At 37.0% G+C, this 20,119-nt stretch carries 17 protein-coding genes; 3 read left to right on the top strand and 14 right to left on the bottom strand.

Translation table 11 applies throughout. The annotated features are described in order from the left end of the window. Positions 1 to 174: 174 nt before the first annotated feature. Together RTX21_RS01765 and radA are read right to left on the bottom strand one after the other, a co-directional pair. Positions 175 to 747 (bottom strand): ACP phosphodiesterase, encoded by a 573-nt coding sequence (locus RTX21_RS01765; RefSeq protein ID WP_312765004.1) that lies wholly within the window; start codon positions 745 to 747, stop codon positions 175 to 177. Positions 748 to 783: 36 nt separating this feature from the next. Beyond that, positions 784 to 2,127 (bottom strand): DNA repair protein RadA, encoded by a 1,344-nt coding sequence (radA, locus tag RTX21_RS01760; RefSeq protein ID WP_312765003.1) that lies wholly within the window; start codon positions 2,125 to 2,127, stop codon positions 784 to 786. 146 nt (positions 2,128 to 2,273) lie between these two features. On the opposite strand from radA, the gene RTX21_RS01755 reads away from it, so the two are divergent. Beyond that, positions 2,274 to 2,774 carry a peptidylprolyl isomerase gene (locus RTX21_RS01755; protein WP_312765002.1) on the top strand — a complete coding sequence of 167 codons (501 nt, stop codon included), beginning with the start codon at positions 2,274 to 2,276 and terminating at the stop codon, positions 2,772 to 2,774. A 71-nt stretch (positions 2,775 to 2,845) separates the two neighbouring features. Here RTX21_RS01755 and RTX21_RS01750 read toward each other — a convergent pair whose 3' ends face one another. After that, positions 2,846 to 5,611, bottom strand: a complete 2,766-nt coding sequence (locus RTX21_RS01750) for a M4 family metallopeptidase (protein ID WP_312765001.1) — start codon at positions 5,609 to 5,611, stop codon at positions 2,846 to 2,848. A 143-nt stretch (positions 5,612 to 5,754) separates the two neighbouring features. Then, the gene (locus RTX21_RS01745) at positions 5,755 to 7,197 is read right to left on the bottom strand and encodes an aminoacyl-histidine dipeptidase (RefSeq protein ID WP_312765000.1); all 1,443 of its coding nucleotides are present in this window, start codon (positions 7,195 to 7,197) and stop codon (positions 5,755 to 5,757) included. Positions 7,198 to 7,336: 139 nt separating this feature from the next. Here RTX21_RS01745 and RTX21_RS01740 point away from each other — a divergent pair, with 139 nt between their 5' ends. Continuing rightward, positions 7,337 to 7,852, top strand: a complete 516-nt coding sequence (locus RTX21_RS01740; RefSeq protein WP_312764999.1) for an FUSC family protein — start codon at positions 7,337 to 7,339, stop codon at positions 7,850 to 7,852. A gap of 65 nt (positions 7,853 to 7,917) precedes the next feature. On the opposite strand, the gene RTX21_RS01735 is transcribed toward RTX21_RS01740, so the two are convergent. Both RTX21_RS01735 and ahcY read right to left on the bottom strand, forming a co-directional pair. Then, a complete protein-coding gene (locus tag RTX21_RS01735) occupies positions 7,918 to 9,528 on the bottom strand; it encodes a BspA family leucine-rich repeat surface protein (protein WP_312764998.1) in 1,611 nt (536 codons plus the stop codon). Positions 9,529 to 9,640: 112 nt separating this feature from the next. Further along, positions 9,641 to 10,954 (bottom strand): adenosylhomocysteinase, encoded by a 1,314-nt coding sequence (ahcY, locus tag RTX21_RS01730; protein WP_312764997.1) that lies wholly within the window; start codon positions 10,952 to 10,954, stop codon positions 9,641 to 9,643. 160 nt (positions 10,955 to 11,114) lie between these two features. On the opposite strand from ahcY, the gene RTX21_RS01725 reads away from it, so the two are divergent. Continuing rightward, positions 11,115 to 11,639 carry a pyridoxamine 5'-phosphate oxidase family protein gene (locus tag RTX21_RS01725; RefSeq protein WP_312764996.1) on the top strand — a complete coding sequence of 175 codons (525 nt, stop codon included), beginning with the start codon at positions 11,115 to 11,117 and terminating at the stop codon, positions 11,637 to 11,639. 150 nt (positions 11,640 to 11,789) lie between these two features. On the opposite strand, the gene fabF is transcribed toward RTX21_RS01725, so the two are convergent. The 8 genes from fabF to RTX21_RS01685 form a co-directional block, all read right to left on the bottom strand. Next, complete coding sequence (fabF, locus tag RTX21_RS01720) at positions 11,790 to 13,025, bottom strand: beta-ketoacyl-ACP synthase II (RefSeq protein WP_312764995.1); 1,236 nt, start codon at positions 13,023 to 13,025, stop codon at positions 11,790 to 11,792. Continuing rightward, positions 13,025 to 13,456 (bottom strand): PaaI family thioesterase, encoded by a 432-nt coding sequence (locus RTX21_RS01715; RefSeq protein ID WP_312764994.1) that lies wholly within the window; start codon positions 13,454 to 13,456, stop codon positions 13,025 to 13,027. The genes fabF and RTX21_RS01715 overlap by 1 nt, the downstream gene beginning before the upstream one ends. Positions 13,457 to 13,459: 3 nt before the next feature. After that, positions 13,460 to 14,173, bottom strand: a complete 714-nt coding sequence (locus RTX21_RS01710; protein ID WP_312764993.1) for a hypothetical protein — start codon at positions 14,171 to 14,173, stop codon at positions 13,460 to 13,462. A gap of 221 nt (positions 14,174 to 14,394) precedes the next feature. Then, entirely contained in the window at positions 14,395 to 15,153 is a 759-nt protein-coding gene (locus RTX21_RS01705; protein WP_312764992.1) for an SDR family NAD(P)-dependent oxidoreductase, read from the bottom strand. 45 nt (positions 15,154 to 15,198) lie between these two features. Continuing rightward, positions 15,199 to 16,014: an oxidoreductase gene (locus RTX21_RS01700; protein ID WP_312764990.1), complete on the bottom strand. Its 816-nt coding sequence runs from the start codon at positions 16,012 to 16,014 to the stop codon at positions 15,199 to 15,201. Positions 16,015 to 16,079: 65 nt separating this feature from the next. Continuing rightward, positions 16,080 to 17,621, bottom strand: coding sequence for a DHA2 family efflux MFS transporter permease subunit (locus RTX21_RS01695; protein ID WP_312764988.1), 1,542 nt, complete (start codon positions 17,619 to 17,621; stop codon positions 16,080 to 16,082). A gap of 57 nt (positions 17,622 to 17,678) precedes the next feature. Continuing rightward, the gene (locus tag RTX21_RS01690) at positions 17,679 to 18,272 is read right to left on the bottom strand and encodes a TetR/AcrR family transcriptional regulator (protein WP_312764986.1); all 594 of its coding nucleotides are present in this window, start codon (positions 18,270 to 18,272) and stop codon (positions 17,679 to 17,681) included. 128 nt (positions 18,273 to 18,400) lie between these two features. Next, a complete protein-coding gene (locus RTX21_RS01685; RefSeq protein ID WP_312764984.1) occupies positions 18,401 to 20,017 on the bottom strand; it encodes a T9SS type A sorting domain-containing protein in 1,617 nt (538 codons plus the stop codon). Positions 20,018 to 20,119 lie beyond the last annotated feature (102 nt).

Raw genomic sequence — 20,119 nt, 5'->3', positions numbered from 1 at the left:
GTGCTTTCGTTTTTATTGAACACGAAATAATAATGAGAATTAATATTAATTTTTTTTTGAATTCCACAGCCTTGATGTAGCTACAAAAATATTAAAAATTCATATACTATCTAATTATAATTGGACTTTTAAATAGTAATTAGTCCCAAATTGGTAAGAAATACGTAATGGCTCTTATAACAATTTGAATTTTTGTTGACATTCTTTCAAAATATCAGGGAAGAAATCGTCAAAATGATTTTGTAATTGTTCTTTGTGTTTTAAGAAAATACCAAAAACAGGAATATCCTTGTCCAAATACTTTGCTTTGTTCAATACGTTTTGCATACTGAATTTGATTCCCTGATCCTGTCTGTAGTTCGTGAGCCAATCATCTTGCTCCATTCTTACTAGCATTCTTTTATAATTTTCTGGGAGCCAGTTTTCGTTTTCCCATAAGATTTTATAAGTTTTTAGGGAATGTTGTTTCAGATCTTCCAAAGGATAGGAATGTGCTACAAAATAATCAAAAGCTACATCTACAAAAGCTCCGGAATATAGCCTTACAAGCGGACTGAATATTTTTTTAGCTTCGGAAACTGCGGGATGGGAATCTGTAAAAGTATCAATGAATCTGTGAAGTTTGATTCCTTCTTGGATTTCTAAAGGAAAATTTTCCCGCTCATTATTCTTGATGAAATCCGCAATCATATTCCCAACGAGTTGTCCGTGGGTAAAAGATAGAATAGAGTGGGCTAGATAATTCATCAAGTGAATTTACAAATTATTGAATCACGAATAAAATTAAAAAAGCAATTCTACAAAATCCTCAATTTTACTTATCTCCTCAATTTTGATCCCGAATTTTCTTTTTGGAAGTTTATTAAGATTTGAAATGAATATCTTTTCGTAACCCAATTTCTCTGCTTCGGTAATTCTTTGTTCTGCTTGAGCAATTGGGCGAATTTCGCCACTTAGACCAATTTCTCCGGCAAAACAATAATGTTCGGAAATTGCGATATCTTCATTACTAGATAAAATGGAAGCAACAACGGCTAAATCCAAGGCAGGATCATCGGTCTTAATTCCGCCGGTTATGTTAAGAAAAACATCTTTCGCTCCCAGTTGGAAACCAGCTCTTTTTTCCAGAACTGCCAAAAGCATATTCAATCTTTTCGAATCAAATCCTGTTGAGCTTCTCTGCGGAGTTCCATAAACGGCAGTTGAAACCAGTGCCTGGATTTCCAATAACATAGGTCGATTTCCTTCCAATGTTACTGCGACAGAATTTCCTGATAATTCTTCCGATTTTTTGGTGATGAGAATTTCGGATGGATTTTTGATTTCTTTTAGACCTTGCGAAATCATTTCGTAAATGCCAATTTCAGATGTTGAGCCAAAACGATTTTTATTGGCTCGTAGTAATCGGAAAAGATGGTTTCTATCACCATCGAAATTCAGAACTACATCTACCATATGCTCCAGAACTTTTGGTCCTGCGATTTGACCATCTTTTGTGATATGACCAACCAAGAAGACGGGAATGTTATTTTCTTTGGCAAATTTGATGATCTCATTCGAACATTCTCTGATCTGCGAAACCGTTCCTGGTGAACTTTCTATCAATTGAGATTGTAATGTTTGAATTGAATCGATAATCATAAAATCGGGCTGAAGCTTTTTAGCTTCATGCAAGATTTTTTCAACATTAGTCTCTGTAAAAAGAAAACAATTTGGATTTTTAACTTCGGCTAAACGGTCGGCTCTCATTTTGATTTGCGACGCACTTTCCTCTCCGGAAACATATAGAATTTTCTTCTTCATTTTCAAAGCTAATTGAAGCAGGAGAGTCGATTTTCCAATTCCGGGTTCGCCACCAATTAAGGTTACAGAACCTAAAACAATTCCGCCACCCAAAACTCTATCAAGTTCTTCAGAAGGTGTCTTGATTCTAGGTTCTTCATTGGTTTCAACTTCGATGATGTTGATGATGGAAGATTTGGATTTTGTTACAACAGATTTAGTCGATTTTTCTACAATTTCTTCCACAAGTGTATTCCACTCTCCACAGGTTTTGCATTGCCCATGCCACTGGGAATATTGTGCGCCACAGTTTTGACAGAAATATTGAGTTTTGAGTTTTGCCATTCTGCTAAGTTCCAGAAAAATTCCCGAAAAGAAAATATTTGGAAAGAAGTTTTATTTCAAATATTCTACTCTTAATTTTCAAAAGCTTACTTTTGCTGACGTGGCATCAGAAAAGATGCTATAAAAAATAATTAAATCATACAAAAATGGCATTAGAAAAAAACAATGTAGTAACCTTAAAATATGTTCTGCACACCAATGATGAGAATGGAGAGAAAGTTTTCGTAGAAGAAACATCTGCAGAAAATCCAATGACTTTTCTTTACGGTGTAGGAATGATGATTCCAAAGTTTGAAGATGAAATTCAAAATCTGGCTGTTGGAGATAAAACTTCTTTCGAAATTGCACCAAGTGAAGGCTATGGTGAAAGAAATCCGGAAGCAATTACACAATTGCCTGTGGATATGTTCCAAGGTCAGGAATTGCCTCCAGTTGGAGCAGTTTTACCACTTTCTGACAATCAAGGGAACAATTTCCAAGCTGTAGTTCTGGAAGTAACGTCGGAAGCGGTTATAGTAGATCTGAATCACCCAATGGCGGGAAGAAGTTTGTTTTTCGATGTTGAAATTCTGAACACACGTCCAGCAACAGAAGAAGAATTGGCTCATGGTCATGCCCATGGTGTTGATGGTCATTCCGGACATTAATAGTTTTGACTCGAAATAAAATGAAAAGCTCCCAAATTTGGGAGCTTTTTTATTAGAAATAAAATTTGTTATTATTTTTTAATGAATTTTTGAGTTGATTTTTCTCCTTTTTTATTCACTAGTTCGATAACATAATTTCCTGTAGCAAGTTTGTTCACATCAATCTTGTTATCTACAGATTTTCCATTAGCAACAGATTGACCCGCCACGTTGAAAATTCTGTAAGTAGAATCTCCACTTTCATTTGATTTGATATTAAGAACATCTTTCACTGGATTCGGATAGATAGAAACTCCGTTTTTGTTATTAACATCAGAAACTGCCAGCAATTCCTGAATGTCCAAGGAATAATCTTCTACTTGGCCATAATTGATAGTAGAACATGATGTAGGTGTTTGAGAATAAGCGGCCTGCACTCTTATTCTGACTCTGCCTGTTATTGCCGTTGTCGGAATTGTAAATGTTCCTGTAACAGTCGCAGCACTTGTAGCTGTAGTTTGTGACCAGGCTGTTTCCCCGGTATCAGTAAAAACACCATTATTATTGTAGTCTATGTACAATCTATATCTCAATGGATATACAGTGCCGGACCATTGTGGAGTTATTGTAATTGTGTAAGTACTTCCTTTTGTCACATCAGTAGATAAGTAAGAGAAATCTTCATAACCTGTGCTTCCGGTACTTGCATTATCAATGGTGTTGAGTTTTACATTTTGTATTTTCATAAAGCTTGTATTGGAAGCTTGGGAAGTACAGTATGTATTACCTGTAGCTAATGTAGTTACAGGAACGACATTACTAAAGTCAGATTTGTTTCCTGCTTCATCTTTTGCCTCAACTTTGAAGTTGTAAGTTGTAGAAGCGGATAATCCTGTTACATAGTAGGATATTTTATAAGTTGTGCCTAATAATACATTATCTTTATAGACGTTATAGCCATCCAGAGCAAAATCATCGGTAGATGCTGTCCAGGTAAGATAGGTAGAAACATTGGTTGTAGAAGTAGCCTCTAGATTAAGTGGATTAGTTGGGGCCGTTGTATCTGGTCCGTTAGGATTGTATTTTGAACCTAGGCCAACAGCATAGAAAGCATCCTGAGTAGCAATTGCTTCCGGAGAGTCTGCACCATACAAATCAACGGCTGCCTGAATTCCAAAGTTTCTGGCGTTGGTATAAGTGGAGTTGGAAGAAAGGTAAGCTGTTTCCAAACGGTAAACAATTTTAGAAGCTTTTTCGAATCCAATTCCAGTTACGCTGTATGATTTTCCAATGTCATTGGTTCCTGTTTTTCCTTGTACGAGAACATAATACCAATGATTCAAAACACCACTGTTTGTGTGAACACCACAATAATCATTCGCATCTCGATCAGGTGTGGTACAACCTTCTGCAGCAGTAGCCGGTTGCCAGTTGATACCTCTGTATGTATCAGGTTGCCCTGCAGATTTTGGGTTGCTCAACGACCTTAAGTAATAAGGCGAGTATAATGTGATGTCTTCTCCGATTGTGAAAGCTTCCTTATTTGGAAGATATGTCTCTTCAACAACAGATCCCCAAATGTCAGAAAGCCCTTCGTTCATAGCTCCCGATTCTCTCTGATATGCTAATGCTGCCGTAGAAGCACAAACGCCGTGACCTAATTCGTGGGCTGTAACATCAAACGCTGTCAATACGTTGAAAGTGCTACTCCTGTCACCGTCTCCGTAGAGCATATAAGAACCAGACCAATAAGCGTTATTGATATTACTTCCATAATGTACATAGCTCCTTAATAGTGAACCATTATTGTCATAGCTATTTCTGTCATGAAAATCTTTAAAATAATCATAAGTTTTTTCAACACCGAAATGGGCATCCAAAGCAGCATTGTCCCAAGTAGAATTGTCGAATTCTGTAGCAGTCCAATCATTGTCTGCATCTGTAAAATCAGTATTGGTTATAGTTGTATTCTTCTTCAAGTTATAAGTTCGTACGCCTGCTCCTCTAGTGGTGTCAAACAAGATATAGTTGGTTCCTGCTGTATTTAATGAGGTTTCAATGGATTGAGTTCCACTGTAACGTGTTGCTGCGTTGCCAGTTGCCAATTTTGAAATTGTTTCTTTAAGCTCAGAATCCTTAACTTCAGAAACGATTTTGTCAGTGTCAAGTTCGTTTTTTAAAACGTTGTGTTTACTCCCGTTGGCGTGCTTGATGATTGCATCTGATAATAAAATCTGTCCGCTTGCAGCATCTACATAGATATAATCTCTGCTCATCGGTTGAGAGGCAAAAACATCGAATTTGTATGCTAAAGCCAATTTATAACTTTCGTCAACTTGCTGTATTGGAAGAAGAACCAATTCTCCAGTCGGTTTTTTGTAGTTATCTACATTGCTTTCCGCATCATCCCACATATATTTTTGCGCTCCAACGTTTTGAATCGCTCTGTCTAATGCAGATTGTGAAGAGATTTTTGGAGAAATATTAACATTATTTGTATCGAAGATCTCACCATTCATACTTGTAAGATTTCCGTTTTTGTAATGCAGATTGTAAGTTCCAAATTCAACTTTTACGTTGTTGTAGTACAATTGATACTTTTCATCCAAAAAATTGCCTTTCGCATCTTTCTCCGATTTAGCAAGTCTAAGTTCTGCACCAGCAGGAAGTTTTAAAATCTCCTTAAATAAATCAGCTTTTGAAGCTGATTTTAAATTCGCATCACTCTTAAACGTTACTAAACTAACATTCCCGTTCTTCTCGGTAATTTTCTTGTCAATGTATTCCTGTGCGTTCGCGGATAGGGTAAATCCAACGACACTACACAAAATACCAATTCGTAAAAGTTCTTTCTTCATGTATTAGGTATTAAATTCAATGCGAATTTAGTAAATTTTTAATGATAATTGATTTAAACATGAGTGATAATGGTAAAATTTTAACGAAATTAATTATAAATAAAAAATCCAGCAATCTGAGCTGGATTTTATTGATCGAATAATTACTTCTTAATTGGAACATTCTTTAAAATATCTTTTGTGTACGTCCAAAATTTTTGAACGGATAGTATATTCGCTCTTTCATCTGGTGAGTGTGCGCCTTTGATTGTCGGTCCGAAACTTACCATTTCCATTTTTGGATAATTGGCACCGATGATTCCACATTCTAATCCTGCGTGACAAGCAACTACCAAAGGTTTTTCTCCAAAATTATTTTCATAAAGTTCAGTCATTACTTTGATGATCTCCGCTTCTGGTTTTGGTTTCCAGCCTGGATATGAACCTCCAAATTCCGTTTTCAAAGAATTACTTTCAAAAGCTGATTTCAATTGATTGGCAACTTCCCATTTTGTCGATTCTACGGAAGAACGTGTCAGATTTAGAATCTTGATTTCTCCATTTTTCAGTTCGATTCTTGCGACGTTGTTGGAAGCTTCTACCAAACCTTCAACATCCGGACTCATTCGGAAAACACCATTATGTGCTGCGTTGATTGCAAAGATTATTTTCTTCGAATCATCTACTGAAATAGCTTTTTCTGATGAATCTAATTTTTCGATATTGATAACCAGGTCTTTTTCTAAGGAAGCAAATTCTTCCAGAATTTCAGATTTCAATTGCTCAGTTTTTGAAGCAAACTCTTCTGAACGATTAACTGCAAAAATTGCTTTTGCTTCTCTCGGAATCGCATTTCTCAAACTTCCCCCGTCAATAGAAATTAACTGAATTTGATTTTCCAGTCCTAAGAATAAAAATCTTCCCAATAATTTATTCGAGTTTCCGAAACCTTTGTGAATATCCATTCCAGAGTGTCCGCCTTGCAAACCTTTGATCTCAATTCTGAAAGTTTCACCTTTTGTGTCTTTCAGATTAAATTGTGCAGAAGCCGTTACGTCCACACCACCAGCACAACCGATATCGATTTCGTCATCTTCTTCGGTGTCAAGATTAAGAAGAATTTGACCTTTCAATTGTCCGGGTTTCAAAGCTAAAGCACCAGTCATTCCTGTTTCTTCATCAATCGTGAAAAGTGCTTCCAATTCTGGATGTGCAATGTCATTACTTTCTAAGATTGACATAATTGTTGCAACACCTAAACCGTTGTCAGCGCCCAAAGTTGTTCCCTTTGCTCTTACCCAATCGCCGTCCACATACATTTGGATTCCTTGAGTTTCGAAGTCAAAATCTACATCATTGTTTTTTTGGCAAACCATATCCAGGTGAGATTGCATGACGATTGGCGTTCTGTTTTCCATTCCAGGAGTTGCGGGTTTTGTGATGATAACATTTCCAACTTCGTCAACCGTTGTTGGCAATCCCAGATTCTCCCCGAATTCTTTTATGAATTGTATAACTTTTTCTTCTTTTTTTGATGGCCTCGGAACCGAATTTAGTGCTGCGAAATTTTTCCAGATCACTTTTGGTTCCAGTTGTGAATATTCCATTTTTTTGAAATTTTTTGATGTGGCAATTTACTAATTATGAAAGGAAAATGAAATCTTTATGACATAAATAATGTTTCAGGAATCTTAGATTCATTATATGTTTTATAATTTTGAAACTCGGTTTCTAGCAAAATTATTGATGTCGAATTTTATACAGCGATTTTCCAGATTTTTAAGATTAAGAGTTTCTATTTCAGAATGGATCTACTTGATAAAATGCGTGATTGGCGCAGCAATCTGTTATCTGTTTTATATTTTTCTTCCTCAATATCCTGTTTACTGGGCTTTGATTTCTGTTGTGATTGTCTTCTCACCAGATAATAGTAATAAACTGGCTTATGACAGAATTAAATCCAATCTTTTAGGTGCCTCTATAGGAATGGTTTTATTTCTGATTCCGATTCCCAATATTTTATTGATTTGTATCGGTGTCGCCTTGACGATTCTTGTAGGAATTGCTTTGAAGCTTGATAATACGCTTCGTTCGGCTTTAGCCGCAATGGTTATTGTTTTGATCGAGGAAAATCAGGCGCATGACTGGCTGATTCCTATTGAGCGTGTGATTTGCGTTTGTATCGGATGTTTTGTAGCACTAATCATCACTTTTGTTTTTTCTAAGTTCAAGACTTATGGTCAAATTTTTTTGAAAGATTGAAGCAATGATTATAATAAAAAACTCTTCTCAAATCTGAGAAGAGTTTCAAAATTATTTATTTCAGGTTATTCTAAAATTATTTTTTGTGAATAATTCTCTGATGGAATCTTAATGATGTAAACACCTTTGGTTAGATTTTTAAGTGAGATTTGAGAGTTTTTATATTTCTCTTTTTTTACCAATTTTCCTTGGATGTCATAGATTTCGAATTCTACATTGTCTTTAAGATTATCAATTAAAATGAAGTTTTTTGCGGGGTTTGGATAGACTTGTATCTTTTTGGTTTGGAGTTCATTTATTGCAAGAGCGCAATTTGGATTGTAACTATCTCCTGTGATTGTCCAGCCTTTTGTATTGATGAGATAGTTTCTGGCGTTAACTGCTTCTTGAGATGAATAAATTGTATTAAAATTATCTGTAAATTGTAAATTATTTGGAGTTTCGATATTGTTTGCCCAGCCGATTAATATTTTGTCATAATTTATACAAGATAAATTTGAATTGTAAAACATATTAGTAATTCCTTTTAGATTTTTTAGATTCCAATTTCCCAAATCCTGATTAAAAGAAGTTGCTAAAGCAAACATAACATTCATATTCTCAACTTTTGAAGTGTCCCAATTGCCTATGTTTTGATTAAATTTTTTTGCAGCAACAAACATACTCCCCATGTCAGTAACATTAGATGTGTCCCAACGTCCTATGTCGTGATTGAAGTTAGAGGCAAGATAAAACATCCAATTCATATTGGTAATATTAGAAGTATTCCAGTTTCCGATGTCCTGATTAAAACTGACGGCATTGTGAAACATTCCAGATGTATTTTTGAGGCTCGAGGTATCCCAATTTCCTATGTCTTGATTGAAGTTTTTCGCCTGTGCAAACATATAACTCATATTCGTTACTTTGGCGGTGTTCCAATTACCAATATTTTGATTAAAGAATGTAGCTTCTGCAAACATAAGATACATGCTTGTAACATTACCAGTGTCCCAACTACCAATATTTTGATTAAAATTGGTTGCGTTATTAAACATTGCTGTCATATCCGTAACCTTGGCGGTGTTCCAATTACCAATATTTTGGTTAAAATTTCCGCAGTAATAGAACATTGCGAATATATTTGTAAGCGTAGAAGTATCCCATGATGCAAAATTTGGATTTCCTTTTAGTTTTTGGCATGTTGAAAACATAAATGAGGCATCCGTTACAGCTGCTAAATCTGGTATGTCTGTAGCAGAAACATCCAAATTTAAACAAAACATAAATGCATACTTCATCGTTGTCCATTTAATGTTTCCCCATTGGCGTATTTCTAAAATTTTTTCATAGTCGCCTCTATCACTTTCGATGCTTGAAAAAGTACAATTACCATTGGTTACTTTTAAAATATATTGTGCATCAGAACTTGCACCAACTCCGAAATCTATCAATAAAGGATTGTAGATTGATGAGTTTACATTGGTTAAGTTTCCATTATGAGATGCATTTCCAACTTCTTCCCAATATATATTGTAGTTAGTTCCAATACCAGGAAAATAGATCTGTGTATCTGTACTAATAGGTGTATTATGGTCATTTGACCCATTGCTTGGTTTCCACAAAGTGATAAACTCATTCTGTGCAAAAGAAAAAGCACAAAATAAAATCAATAAAAAAATCAATTTGATTTTCATAATAATTAGTTTTTAAAATGTTGTAAATATAAACAAAAACGCTCCAGAAAATCTGAAGCGTTCATATTATTATATCTTCCTCGTCCATCAGCCGACTTCTGACTTCCGTTATTTAGTATCTGTAATACTCAGGTTTGAAAGGTCCTTCAACAGAAACACCGATGTATTCAGCCTGTTCCGGAGAAAGCGTTTCCAGCTCTACGCTTAGTTTCTTAAGATGTAAAGCTGCTACTTTCTCATCTAAGTGCTTAGGAAGCATATAAACTTCGTTTCCGTAAGCTGCAGAATTTGTCCAAAGTTCGATTTGAGCTAAAGTCTGGTTAGAGAAAGAGTTAGACATCACAAAAGATGGGTGACCAGTTGCGCAACCAAGGTTTACCAAACGACCTTCAGCAAGAATAATAACTTCTTTACCTTCGATGGTGTAGATATCAACCTGAGGTTTAACTTCTGATTTTGTGTGACCATAGTTTTCGTTCAGCCAAGCCATATCGATCTCGTTATCGAAGTGACCGATATTACAAACGATCGCTTTATCTTTTAATTTTAAGAAATGTTCTTTTCTTACGATGTTGAAGTTACCTGTAGTCGTGATTACGATGTCTGCGTTATCAACAACAGTGTCTAATCTTTTCACTTCGTAACCGTCCATTGCTGCTTGGAGCGCGCAAATTGGGTCAATTTCAGTTACAGTAACGATAGAACCAGCTCCTCTGAAAGATGCTGCAGTTCCTTTTCCTACGTCGCCGTATCCGCAAACTACAACTCTTTTTCCAGCCAACATTACGTCAGTTGCTCTTCTTACCGCATCTACTGCAGATTCTTTACAACCGTATTTGTTATCGAATTTAGACTTAGTTACAGAATCATTGACATTGATTGCTGGCATTACCAAAGTTCCGTTCTTCATTCTTTCGTACAATCTGTGAACACCAGTGGTGGTTTCTTCAGAAAGTCCTTTAATATCTTTTGTAAATTCTGGATATTTATCAAAAACCATATTGGTCAAATCTCCACCGTCATCCAGAATCATATTCAATGGTTTTCTGTCTTCTCCAAAGAAAAGAGTCTGCTCGATACACCAATCGAATTCTTCTTCGTTAAGACCTTTCCAAGCATAAACAGGGATTCCGGCAGCAGCAATTGCAGCAGCAGCGTGGTCCTGAGTAGAGAAAATATTACAAGAAGACCAAGTCACTTCAGCACCTAAAGCTACCAAGGTTTCAATTAAAACTGCAGTTTGGATGGTCATGTGAAGACATCCTGCAATTCTTGCTCCTTTAAGAGGTTGAGATGGTCCATACTCTTCACGGATTGCCATCAAACCTGGCATTTCAGCTTCAGCCAAAGTAATTTCTTTTCTTCCCCATTCTGCTAAGGAGATGTCCTTCACTTTGTAAGGAACGTATTGTGTTGTTGTACTCATATTTATAATTATGATATGTTTAAATCAAAGTGCAAAAATACAACATATAATTAAAAAACAAAAACCATAAATTGTGTGCGATTTATGACAATTTACATCATTAAAATTTATTTAGTTTAAATCTAAATAACTATTTTTGTAACATCTAAAAAAATATATCATGAGTGAACATACAGAAGAAGCAAAGAGACAAGCCAAACCGGTTGCTCCAAAAGTAAAAGAATTAATTGCTAGAATACTAAGTGTGACTTTGGCTACTGTAGATGCAGAAGGAACGCCGAACGCTAGTTATGCACCATTTGTAGAAATCAATAACAAATTCTATATTTTGGTTTCTTTTATGGCGAAGCACACCAAAAATCTTGCTGAAGGTAGAAAAGTTTCTGCAATGTTCATCGAGGACGAGTCTGCTACAAAACAAGTCTATGCAAGAGAAAGATTGACGGTTGAGGTTTCAACTTCTCAAATAGAAAGAGATTCTGATGATTGGAACAATATCGTTGGAAAACTAAAAGAAAGACACGGAAAAATCGTAGATGTTTTGAATGAAATGACCGACTTTATTCTAATTGCTCTTCATCCTGTAAAAGGTGCTTATGTGAACGGATTTGGAAGTGCTTACTTTGTAGATTCTAATCTTGAGATTATGGAACACAGAAACGATATCAATCACACACAGAAATAATTACAATTTCAACATATAATAAAGGCTTAGTAAAAACTAAGCCTTTTCTATTTTTTATGTCTTCGAGAGCCTCAGACTGACATTGCCAAAATTAGAGAATTTAGTATTAGAAATGTCACACTGAGCGGAGTCGAAGTGTTTTTCTTAATTTTAAATCTTCCTAAAAATAACCGTCGAGTTATGACCGCCAAAACCAAAAGCATTACTCATCGCAATGTTGATAGGTTTTTCTTTGTTTTCAGTAATAATATTAATGCCGTCAGGAATATTCTCATCGAGTTTTGAAACATTGATGGTTGCCGGAATTACATTCTCCTGAATCGCTTTGATGCAAATAATCGCTTCTACTGCGCCAGCAGCACCCAGCAAATGTCCGGTCATCGATTTGGTTGCACTGATGTCAAGATTGGGGCTTCCTTTGAAAACTTTCGTGATGGCGTTTAGTTCGGCCAAATCTCCCAATGGAGTAGAAGTGGCGTGTGGATTCAGATAATCGACTTGTTCTGGTAGAATTTCTGCGTCTTGTAAAGCCAATTCCATAGATTTTGCAGCGCCAATTCCTTCCGGATGTGGGGCGGTCATATGATACGCATCGGCGGTCATCGCTGCGCCAATCAGTTCTGCGTAGATTTTGGCACCTCTGGCTTTGGCGTGTTCGTATTCTTCCAAAATCAGTGCGCCAGCACCTTCGCCCATTATAAAACCGTCACGTTCCACATCATAAGGTCGGCTGGCGATTTTGGGATTATCGTTTCTGGTGGACATTGCTTTCATTGATGAAAAACCGCCCACTGATGCTGGCGTAATCGGAGCTTCGGAACCTCCGCTGACGATGACTTTTGCTTTTCCCCAACGGACATAATTGAAAGCATCCATAAACGCGGTGTTCGCTGTGGCGCAAGCAGAAACGGTGGTATAATTGATTCCTCGTAAACCATATTTCATCGAAATCATTCCCGAAGCCATATTGGCAATGAGTTTCGGAACAAAAAACGGGCTGAATCTTGGTGTTCCGTCTCCTGAAACATAGTCTGTGACTTCGTTTTCGAAAGTTTCCATTCCGCCTTGTCCTGTTCCCCAGATGACGCCAATGTCGAATGGGTCGAAGTCTTTAAAATTCAATCCGGAATCTTCCATTGCCTGGGCAGCTGCATAAATGGCATATTGTGTGAAAAGGTCACTTCGTTTGATTTCGTTTCTGTCCAGATATTTTTCCGGCTTGAAGTCTTTGACCTCAGCGGCAAATTGAACTTTGAATTTCTCAGCATCGAAATGTGTGATGTTGTCAGCACCGCTTTCGCCTTTCAGAATGTTATTCCAGAAAGTTTTAACATCGTTTCCTAAAGGAGTTACGGCTCCCATTCCTGTGATTACGACTCGTTTCATTATCTTGTAATTTGTGTTTTGAATAAGTTGGATGTGCCTTTTGCAATCAGCTTGGACTTATCGGCGTTCCAGATTTCACAAGTGGCGTTGATGAATTGTTTTCCCAATTTTGTGATATGTGTTTCAGCAATGATATTTTCGCCTTCTTTACCGATTGAGAAATAATCGATGACATTGTTGATGGTGGTATAAAAAGTTGGTTCGTCCAAAGAAAACATCGTTGCACCCAAAACGTCATCAATAATGGCAGCTGTTACACCACCGTGAAGATTCCCTATTGGGTTCAGCCATTCCGGCCGAATGGTGTACTGGAATTCCAGATGTCCTTTTTCTGCAGAGACGACAATCGGTTTCAGCCAGCGCATAAATGGCGAAGGTGAATCCTTGAATTCTTGTCCTATTAATGATTGCAAATGTGCTAATCTATCCATAATTTAAATTTTTTTTATAATTAATTGCCTAATGGAAACCAAATGTCCAAACAGCACTACCGGAACCACGAAGGTCGGCAACCAGCTGAAAGGAAAATGCAATATAGCAATGTTTGGTTGCTCAAAAGCCAATTTCTGAATCGGAAATGGTGCGGAAAGTAATGCGCTGGTCACAATATTAACTAAAAGCCCAAGGCAGATAAAGTTCCAAATCAATAGAAAATTGTGGTTTAATGTCCTTTTTGTGAAGACCAAATAAGCCACAATTGGTGCTGAGATTCCTGATAAAATATCAAAATTTCTGCCTTCGAATGTCATCAGTTCAGGAATTGCTTTCTGGATGAAAAGCCAATACAAAACCAACTCCACAGGGATTCTGATAGTATTAAGATACGCGATATTTTTAATTGGCAAGCTGTCTATAAATTCTCTTCCTCTTTTTGTTAAAAATAATAAAATAATCAATAAAAGTGGTGGCAGAATCCCGAAAATGAACAGCTTTGGCGGAAATGCGGACAAATTCTCGCTGTAAATATGATTCAATGTCAAAACCATTTGTGCCATCAGCCAGATGATTAAGCCAATCAGAATTGGTTTTGATTTCTTCCTCATCTTCTCTGAATCGGAGTTTCTGATTATTCCAAAGAACAAAAGCAAAGTCACAACTGTTGTCAGTATAAAGATGATGACGATGTATGTTGGCAGATTCTGTATCATAATTTTTTATTTTATTGATTAGTAAAGATGGAAAAGGTTCTAATAATGTGGACTCTTGTTTTGATGCCGAAACCTGCAGCCCGACTTGAACGGAAATCCTTTTTTGCGTGTACTTCAGGTTCTATTTAATCTGAAATAGTCTTGCAAAAAAGATTGGATGCCCTTCGACAAGCTCAGGATAAATTACAGGCGGAAATAGCTGCCCCAATTATTAAAATTATTTACTCGCCAACTTCCTGCGTTCTGCTCTGGTTCATCGCCAGCAATGCATTTTCTGGTGAAGAAAGGTATAATCTGTAGATATCTTCCGTCTGTCCAACGCGGATTTCGTAATTGTCTTGCTCCAAACCTCCCAACAACTGCTCGGCAACGAAGGAAGCGGGAACGCCATTTTCGCCACCAATTGGCGCAGAAAACTCAGTGTTGACCAAAGGTGGCATCAATTCAAAGACATTCACGTTGGCATCTTTCAAAACCAAACGCAGATATCTTGTATAAGAATGCAAGGCTGCTTTGCTCGCAGAATAGGTCGCCAAAGCGCCCGGAACGAAGGCCACGACGGACGATACGTTCACGATGGTTGGCTGGTCATTGGTTTTCAGAATCGGAAGCAATTTTTCGTTGAGACGGATGATGGAGAGATAGTTGGTCAACATTTCGTCTTCTGCTTTTTCGAAGGCGTTGGCGTTTTCTTGTGTGATGTCGTAAACTAGCGCGCGACCGGCGTTGTTGATGACCATATTCAATTCTGGAAATTCGGTTTTGATTTGGCTGACTAGATTGTCTACATCTTCTGCATTGCTGACGTCCGAAACGATAGTGCTGGCATTTTTCAATTGTGAAGCGGCTTGTTGTAAACGTGCTTCATTTCTGCCTGTGATGATAACTTTGTTGCCATTTTCGGACAATAATTTTGCTATTTCTAATCCGATTCCGGCTGAACCGCCGGTAATCAATACTGTATTGTTGGTTGTTTTCATAATGATGATTTTTGATTAATTATTGATGATTTTGTTGACATTAATTTATCCGTGTGCTTCTTCGGAAACTTCTTTCCATTCTTCAAAATTGGCCAGTCTTTCTTCGTAAGCACTTTTAACAGAAGGATAAGCGATTTTTCCCAATAACAATCGAAGTGGTGGATTTTCTGAATCTACCAATTTGATAATTGCGCCTGCTGTAGCTTCGGGATTTCCGAAAATATCGGGCGTTGCCATTTTTTGAAACGCTTCTTTCACAGGGTTGTAAGCCTCAATTGATTTTGTCTGAAAAGCGGAAGCTCCAGCCCAGTCCGTAGCAAAACCATTCGGCTCCACGAGCGATACATTGATACCAAAGTCCTTTACTTCTGTTGCAAGGGTTTCGCTGAATCCTTCTACGGCAAATTTAGAAGCATTATACAATCCTAAAACCGGCAAAGTCACTAAGCCCAGATAACTCGACACTTGTATAATATGACCGCTTTTTTGTTCTCTCATAATCGGCAGAACGGCTTGTGTCATCCACAGAGTTCCAAAGAAGTTGGTTTCCATTTGAGCTCTCGCTTCTTCTTCGGAAGTTTCTTCAACTGCGCCGAACAATCCGTAACCCGCATTATTAATCAATACATCGATTGCCCCAAAATGGTCGAAGGCTTTTTTTACCGAATCAAAACAAGCTTCACGATTGTTGACATCCAGCTGGACCGGGAAAACTGAATTCCCATACTTTTCCAACAAATCATCTAACGTTTCAATGTTTCTTGCAGTAGCAATGACTTTATCGCCACGTTTCAAAAAGGCTTCTGCCCATAATCTTCCAAAACCTCTGGAAGCGCCTGTAATTAAAATTGTTTTTGACATTTTTTTAAAATATTTATTAATTGTAATACCAATTGTGGTATTTTTTCTATTGATGATGATTTTTTTTAATGGTCAGATGCAGCAATGATTATCGTTTTGTTTTTATTCTTCCGAATGAAGAAAAAAAGCAGCGGCAAAACCGAAACAAAGCCAATTCCTATGAAAAGATATGCGTCCAGATAACTCGTAAAAAGCGATTGTTTCACAATGTTTTTTTCTATCAATGCCAAAGCCTTTTGTGAAGCATCGGAAACTGAATAACCTTTGCTCAAAAACAAGGACGTGTATTTTTGTAATCGTTCCATTGCTGTAGGATTGTCGGCTGTGATATGAGAAACCAGAATCATCCTGTGTTCTGCAGTTCTTCTGGTGACATACGTGTTGATAATAGAAATTCCGAAAGAGCCTCCAAGTTGTCTCATCATATTATTAATGGCTGTTCCCTGTGGCATATCTTGCGAAGACAAAGAAGAAATCGCCAGTGTAGAAAGCGGAACTGTGAGCAGTGCCATCCCGATTGCCCGGAAAATCAAATTGCAGGAAATTGTCCCAAATGAAACTTCTAAAGTCACCCGAGACATCGCAAAATTAAAATAGATGAAACTGCAAAATCCAAGTAAAACAATGAGTGCAGGAGAAACGCCATTTTGTAATAATTTTCTTGTGATTATCAGCGCGAAAATTGCAACAATAGAACCCGGCAAAAGCAGCAACCCGGCTTGTGCAGGAGAAAATCCCAAAAGCCGCTGAGACAACACTGGTGTCAGGTAGATTGAAGTAAACATTCCAACGCCTGTGATGAAGGTCAAAATTGCAGAAATGCTCAGCGATGGATTTTTCATTATCGATAATTTCACAACGGGATGTGGCGTAACAAGTTCTCGCCAAACGAAAAGAAGTAGTGCCAAAACTGCAGAAATCGAAAGGAAAACAATGTAATTTGTAGCAAACCAATCTTCTGTTTCTCCCCTTTCCAAAACGGTCTGTAGAGAACCTATGCCGATAATCAGGAGCAAAATACCGAGATAATCAATTTGTTTAACTTTTTGCCTAAAAGGGGATTCTGGGAGCAATCGCAAACACAGAATTGTTGTAATAATCCCAATCGGAATATTAATGTAAAAAATCCAGGGCCAGGAATAATTGTCAGTAATAAATCCGCCCAAAGTCGGGCCTATTGTCGGACCAATGAAAACCCCAATTCCGAACAATGCACTTGCCACATTTTGTTTCTCTTTTGGAAAACATTCGTAAACAACCATTGCAGAAACCGAAAGCAAAGCACCTCCACCAATTCCCTGGAAAAATCGAAACCCGACCAATTCCCAAATATTCGATGAATTGCCACACATAAACGAACAAAACGTGAACAAAATAATCGAACCGATATAATAATTCCGTCTTCCCAAATTGTTTACCAGAAAACTTGTCATCGGGATAACAATTACATTTGCAATACCATAGGCCGTTACAACCCAAGATGTGTCTTCAATAGTTGCGCCGAGATTTCCGCTCATATAATTCAGCGCAACATTCACTATGGAGATGTCAATCAATTCCATAATTGCGACCGAGATAACAACGATAATGAGAAAAATCCGTGTCATAATTGAGCGTGTTTATTTTATAAATATACCAATCGGTATATTTTTGTTTAAAAAAATTTATTTGATAAGTTCGTTATCGATGATTGTTTCGATTCTTTGTAATGTGTTGATAAGATGAGTTTTATTGTTCATTGTTTTCGAAAGCAAAATTCCACCTTCTATCAATGCGATAAACTGGTAGGCATATTGTGATGAATCAACAGATTCTGTGATATCGTTTTTAATTTTCCCCTTTTCCAGAATTTGGACAAACATGTTGGCCCAATTTTGAAAATTTTTGTTGACCTCAGATTTAAGAATAGGCATTGTGTCATCGGCTTCTACAGCTGTGTTGAGGTGCGGACAACCACCTCGAGAGATATTAGTTTCCCAGGTTTTTCTATAAACATCGACGATGGCAAAAAGCTTTTCGCGGGTTGTCATCGCATCATTAAGTTCATTAATGAAATTGGATTGCAATCTTTTGGCATTGTAGCGGTAAACTTCTTTGGCAACTTCGTCTTTATTTTCGAAATTTCCGTAGATGCTGCCTTTCGTCAATCCCGTTGCAGAAGTAATGTCGGACAAAGACGTTCCGGCATAACCTTTCTTGTTGAAGAGTTCTGCGGTTTGTTCGATAATGAACTGTCTTGTTTTTTCTGCTTTTGACATTTTAAATTTGAATTGACACTGCAAAGATAGATAAATCATATACCAATTGGTATATTTTATAAATTTATTTAAAAATAAAAACCCGAAAGTCAAAAAACTCTCGGGTTAAACTTAATAATTTGAAATTTTTACTTTTTGATGATTTTAAAAGTTTCTGTGTTTTTATCTGTTTTAAGCTTCATAATATAAGCTCCTTTGGCAAGGAAAGACAGATTAAGTTGTGTTTGTTGTTTACCAATTGTATTATTGTAAACTAATTTTCCAGCTAAGTCAAAAACTTCAACTTTGTTTATTGTCGATTTTGAATTTAGGTTAACTATATCTTTAACAGGATTCGGAGCAATTATCGTTTTTGAAAGCTTGTTTTCATCTACCGCCATTGTTTCGTACTGTAAATCAATTACAATATCAGAATTGGTGTAAGGACTCATCATCACGACATAATAAGTTGTCCCAGCTGTAATATCGATAGATTTTGTTTCGCTCATTTGATTACATCCACTAGTGGACTGCACTACGAAACTAAGATCTTTGATAGCGGCATTTTTATTTGGAGCACTGTAGAATGCGATAAGTTGGAATCCACCTTCATTAGGTGTTTTAAAAGTAGCTGTAGCTGTACCGTTTTTCTCAGCAGTGAATTTGTAAAATACATTCGGGTACCAACCGCCACTCATATCACAACCAGTTTCTAAGAAATCTGCTGTATCAGCTTCTACTGTAGCTTCTATTAATGATACTGCTGGGTCTGTATAAGGTTGTTCGAAAAGATTGACATCTATAGCATTTTCGATATCATCATTTGCTGGAGCATTACTCAGACAATTGAATTTATAAGAAAAATTACTTGTAGATTCTTCCGCACCAAAAACCAGAATGTAGTAAGTTGAACTTCCATCATTATGGAAAGTCACTTCACTCAAAGTTCCGCAAGTATCATCATTGCCCGCAATAGGGAACAAATCGGCACAAGCACCTTGATAAACAATAATTTTACTATCAAAAACTGCAGTTGTATCACATAAGCTGAAAGTTACATTAGACTGATTACCGATATCAGAATATTTGTACCAAACCCCGTGAGAACCATTAGGATTAAGAGTTCCGAATGGTGCCAATTCATCTTTAATAGTTGCATTAACAGTTGAACCTCCACCAGTTGCGCCGCAGTTTAGTAAAACCGCATTCCAACATTCTGAGTTAGGTGCTACGCTTGCTGTTCCTTCTATCAGGAAATTGGTTATCCCAGCGCCCATAGAGTAGGTGTACTCATCATCAAAAGTGAAACGTACTTTGAACGATTCGTTTTTGTAAGCTGTAACATTGATGGGTTCAATTGTAATTGGCGCTTGATTTTGGTCATAAAATGCCACTTGTTGCCAAGATGAACCGTTGAAAACTTCTACTGCGAGTGTTCCGCCTTCGTTAGCACGGTTAAGGCCATATTCATAAGTCAACCAAACAGTGTCATAACCAGCTACATTCCAACTAGGAGAGGTCAGAGTTGCTTGATTTCCTTCTTCGCCAGTAATGTCATCATTAAAAACCGCAGCAGGTTTGCTAAAAAGCGTAGAACCAGGCAAAACCATTTCGCCATAGTACCAGTTGTATTCTCCTAAAAGAATTTCTCTTTCCCATCCGGAAGGAGGATTAGCTTGAGGAAAAGTTGTAAAGTAGATTTGTTGTTTCTGAGCCTGAACAGAAATCATCACAACAGTAAGGACAAATAATAAAAGTCTTTTCATTGATAAAAATTAGTTAGAGTTAAATTTATAATTACACTGCAATTTAGCCCCAACATTTACCAATTGAAAGGAAAGAATGAACGGATTTTAGAAATATTTCAA

The sequence above is a fragment of the Epilithonimonas sp. genome (assembly GCF_032054305.1).
In the GTDB taxonomy this organism is placed as follows: domain Bacteria; phylum Bacteroidota; class Bacteroidia; order Flavobacteriales; family Weeksellaceae; genus Epilithonimonas.
The sequence above is the reverse complement of the archived record's forward strand: the minus strand, read 5'-3'. Positions and strand labels throughout refer to the sequence as shown.

Coding starts and splice junctions, on each gene's coding strand:
- RTX21_RS01765 (WP_312765004.1), bottom strand. CDS start 747: ATGAATTATCTAGCCCACTCTATTCTATCTTTTACCCACGGACAACTC.
- radA (WP_312765003.1), bottom strand. CDS start 2,127: ATGGCAAAACTCAAAACTCAATATTTCTGTCAAAACTGTGGCGCACAA.
- RTX21_RS01755 (WP_312765002.1), top strand. CDS start 2,274: ATGGCATTAGAAAAAAACAATGTAGTAACCTTAAAATATGTTCTGCAC.
- RTX21_RS01750 (WP_312765001.1), bottom strand. CDS start 5,611: ATGAAGAAAGAACTTTTACGAATTGGTATTTTGTGTAGTGTCGTTGGA.
- RTX21_RS01745 (WP_312765000.1), bottom strand. CDS start 7,197: ATGGAATATTCACAACTGGAACCAAAAGTGATCTGGAAAAATTTCGCA.
- RTX21_RS01740 (WP_312764999.1), top strand. CDS start 7,337: ATGTCGAATTTTATACAGCGATTTTCCAGATTTTTAAGATTAAGAGTT.
- RTX21_RS01735 (WP_312764998.1), bottom strand. CDS start 9,528: ATGAAAATCAAATTGATTTTTTTATTGATTTTATTTTGTGCTTTTTCT.
- ahcY (WP_312764997.1), bottom strand. CDS start 10,954: ATGAGTACAACAACACAATACGTTCCTTACAAAGTGAAGGACATCTCC.
- RTX21_RS01725 (WP_312764996.1), top strand. CDS start 11,115: ATGAGTGAACATACAGAAGAAGCAAAGAGACAAGCCAAACCGGTTGCT.
- fabF (WP_312764995.1), bottom strand. CDS start 13,025: ATGAAACGAGTCGTAATCACAGGAATGGGAGCCGTAACTCCTTTAGGA.
- RTX21_RS01715 (WP_312764994.1), bottom strand. CDS start 13,456: ATGGATAGATTAGCACATTTGCAATCATTAATAGGACAAGAATTCAAG.
- RTX21_RS01710 (WP_312764993.1), bottom strand. CDS start 14,173: ATGATACAGAATCTGCCAACATACATCGTCATCATCTTTATACTGACA.
- RTX21_RS01705 (WP_312764992.1), bottom strand. CDS start 15,153: ATGAAAACAACCAACAATACAGTATTGATTACCGGCGGTTCAGCCGGA.
- RTX21_RS01700 (WP_312764990.1), bottom strand. CDS start 16,014: ATGTCAAAAACAATTTTAATTACAGGCGCTTCCAGAGGTTTTGGAAGA.
- RTX21_RS01695 (WP_312764988.1), bottom strand. CDS start 17,621: ATGACACGGATTTTTCTCATTATCGTTGTTATCTCGGTCGCAATTATG.
- RTX21_RS01690 (WP_312764986.1), bottom strand. CDS start 18,272: ATGTCAAAAGCAGAAAAAACAAGACAGTTCATTATCGAACAAACCGCA.
- RTX21_RS01685 (WP_312764984.1), bottom strand. CDS start 20,017: ATGAAAAGACTTTTATTATTTGTCCTTACTGTTGTGATGATTTCTGTT.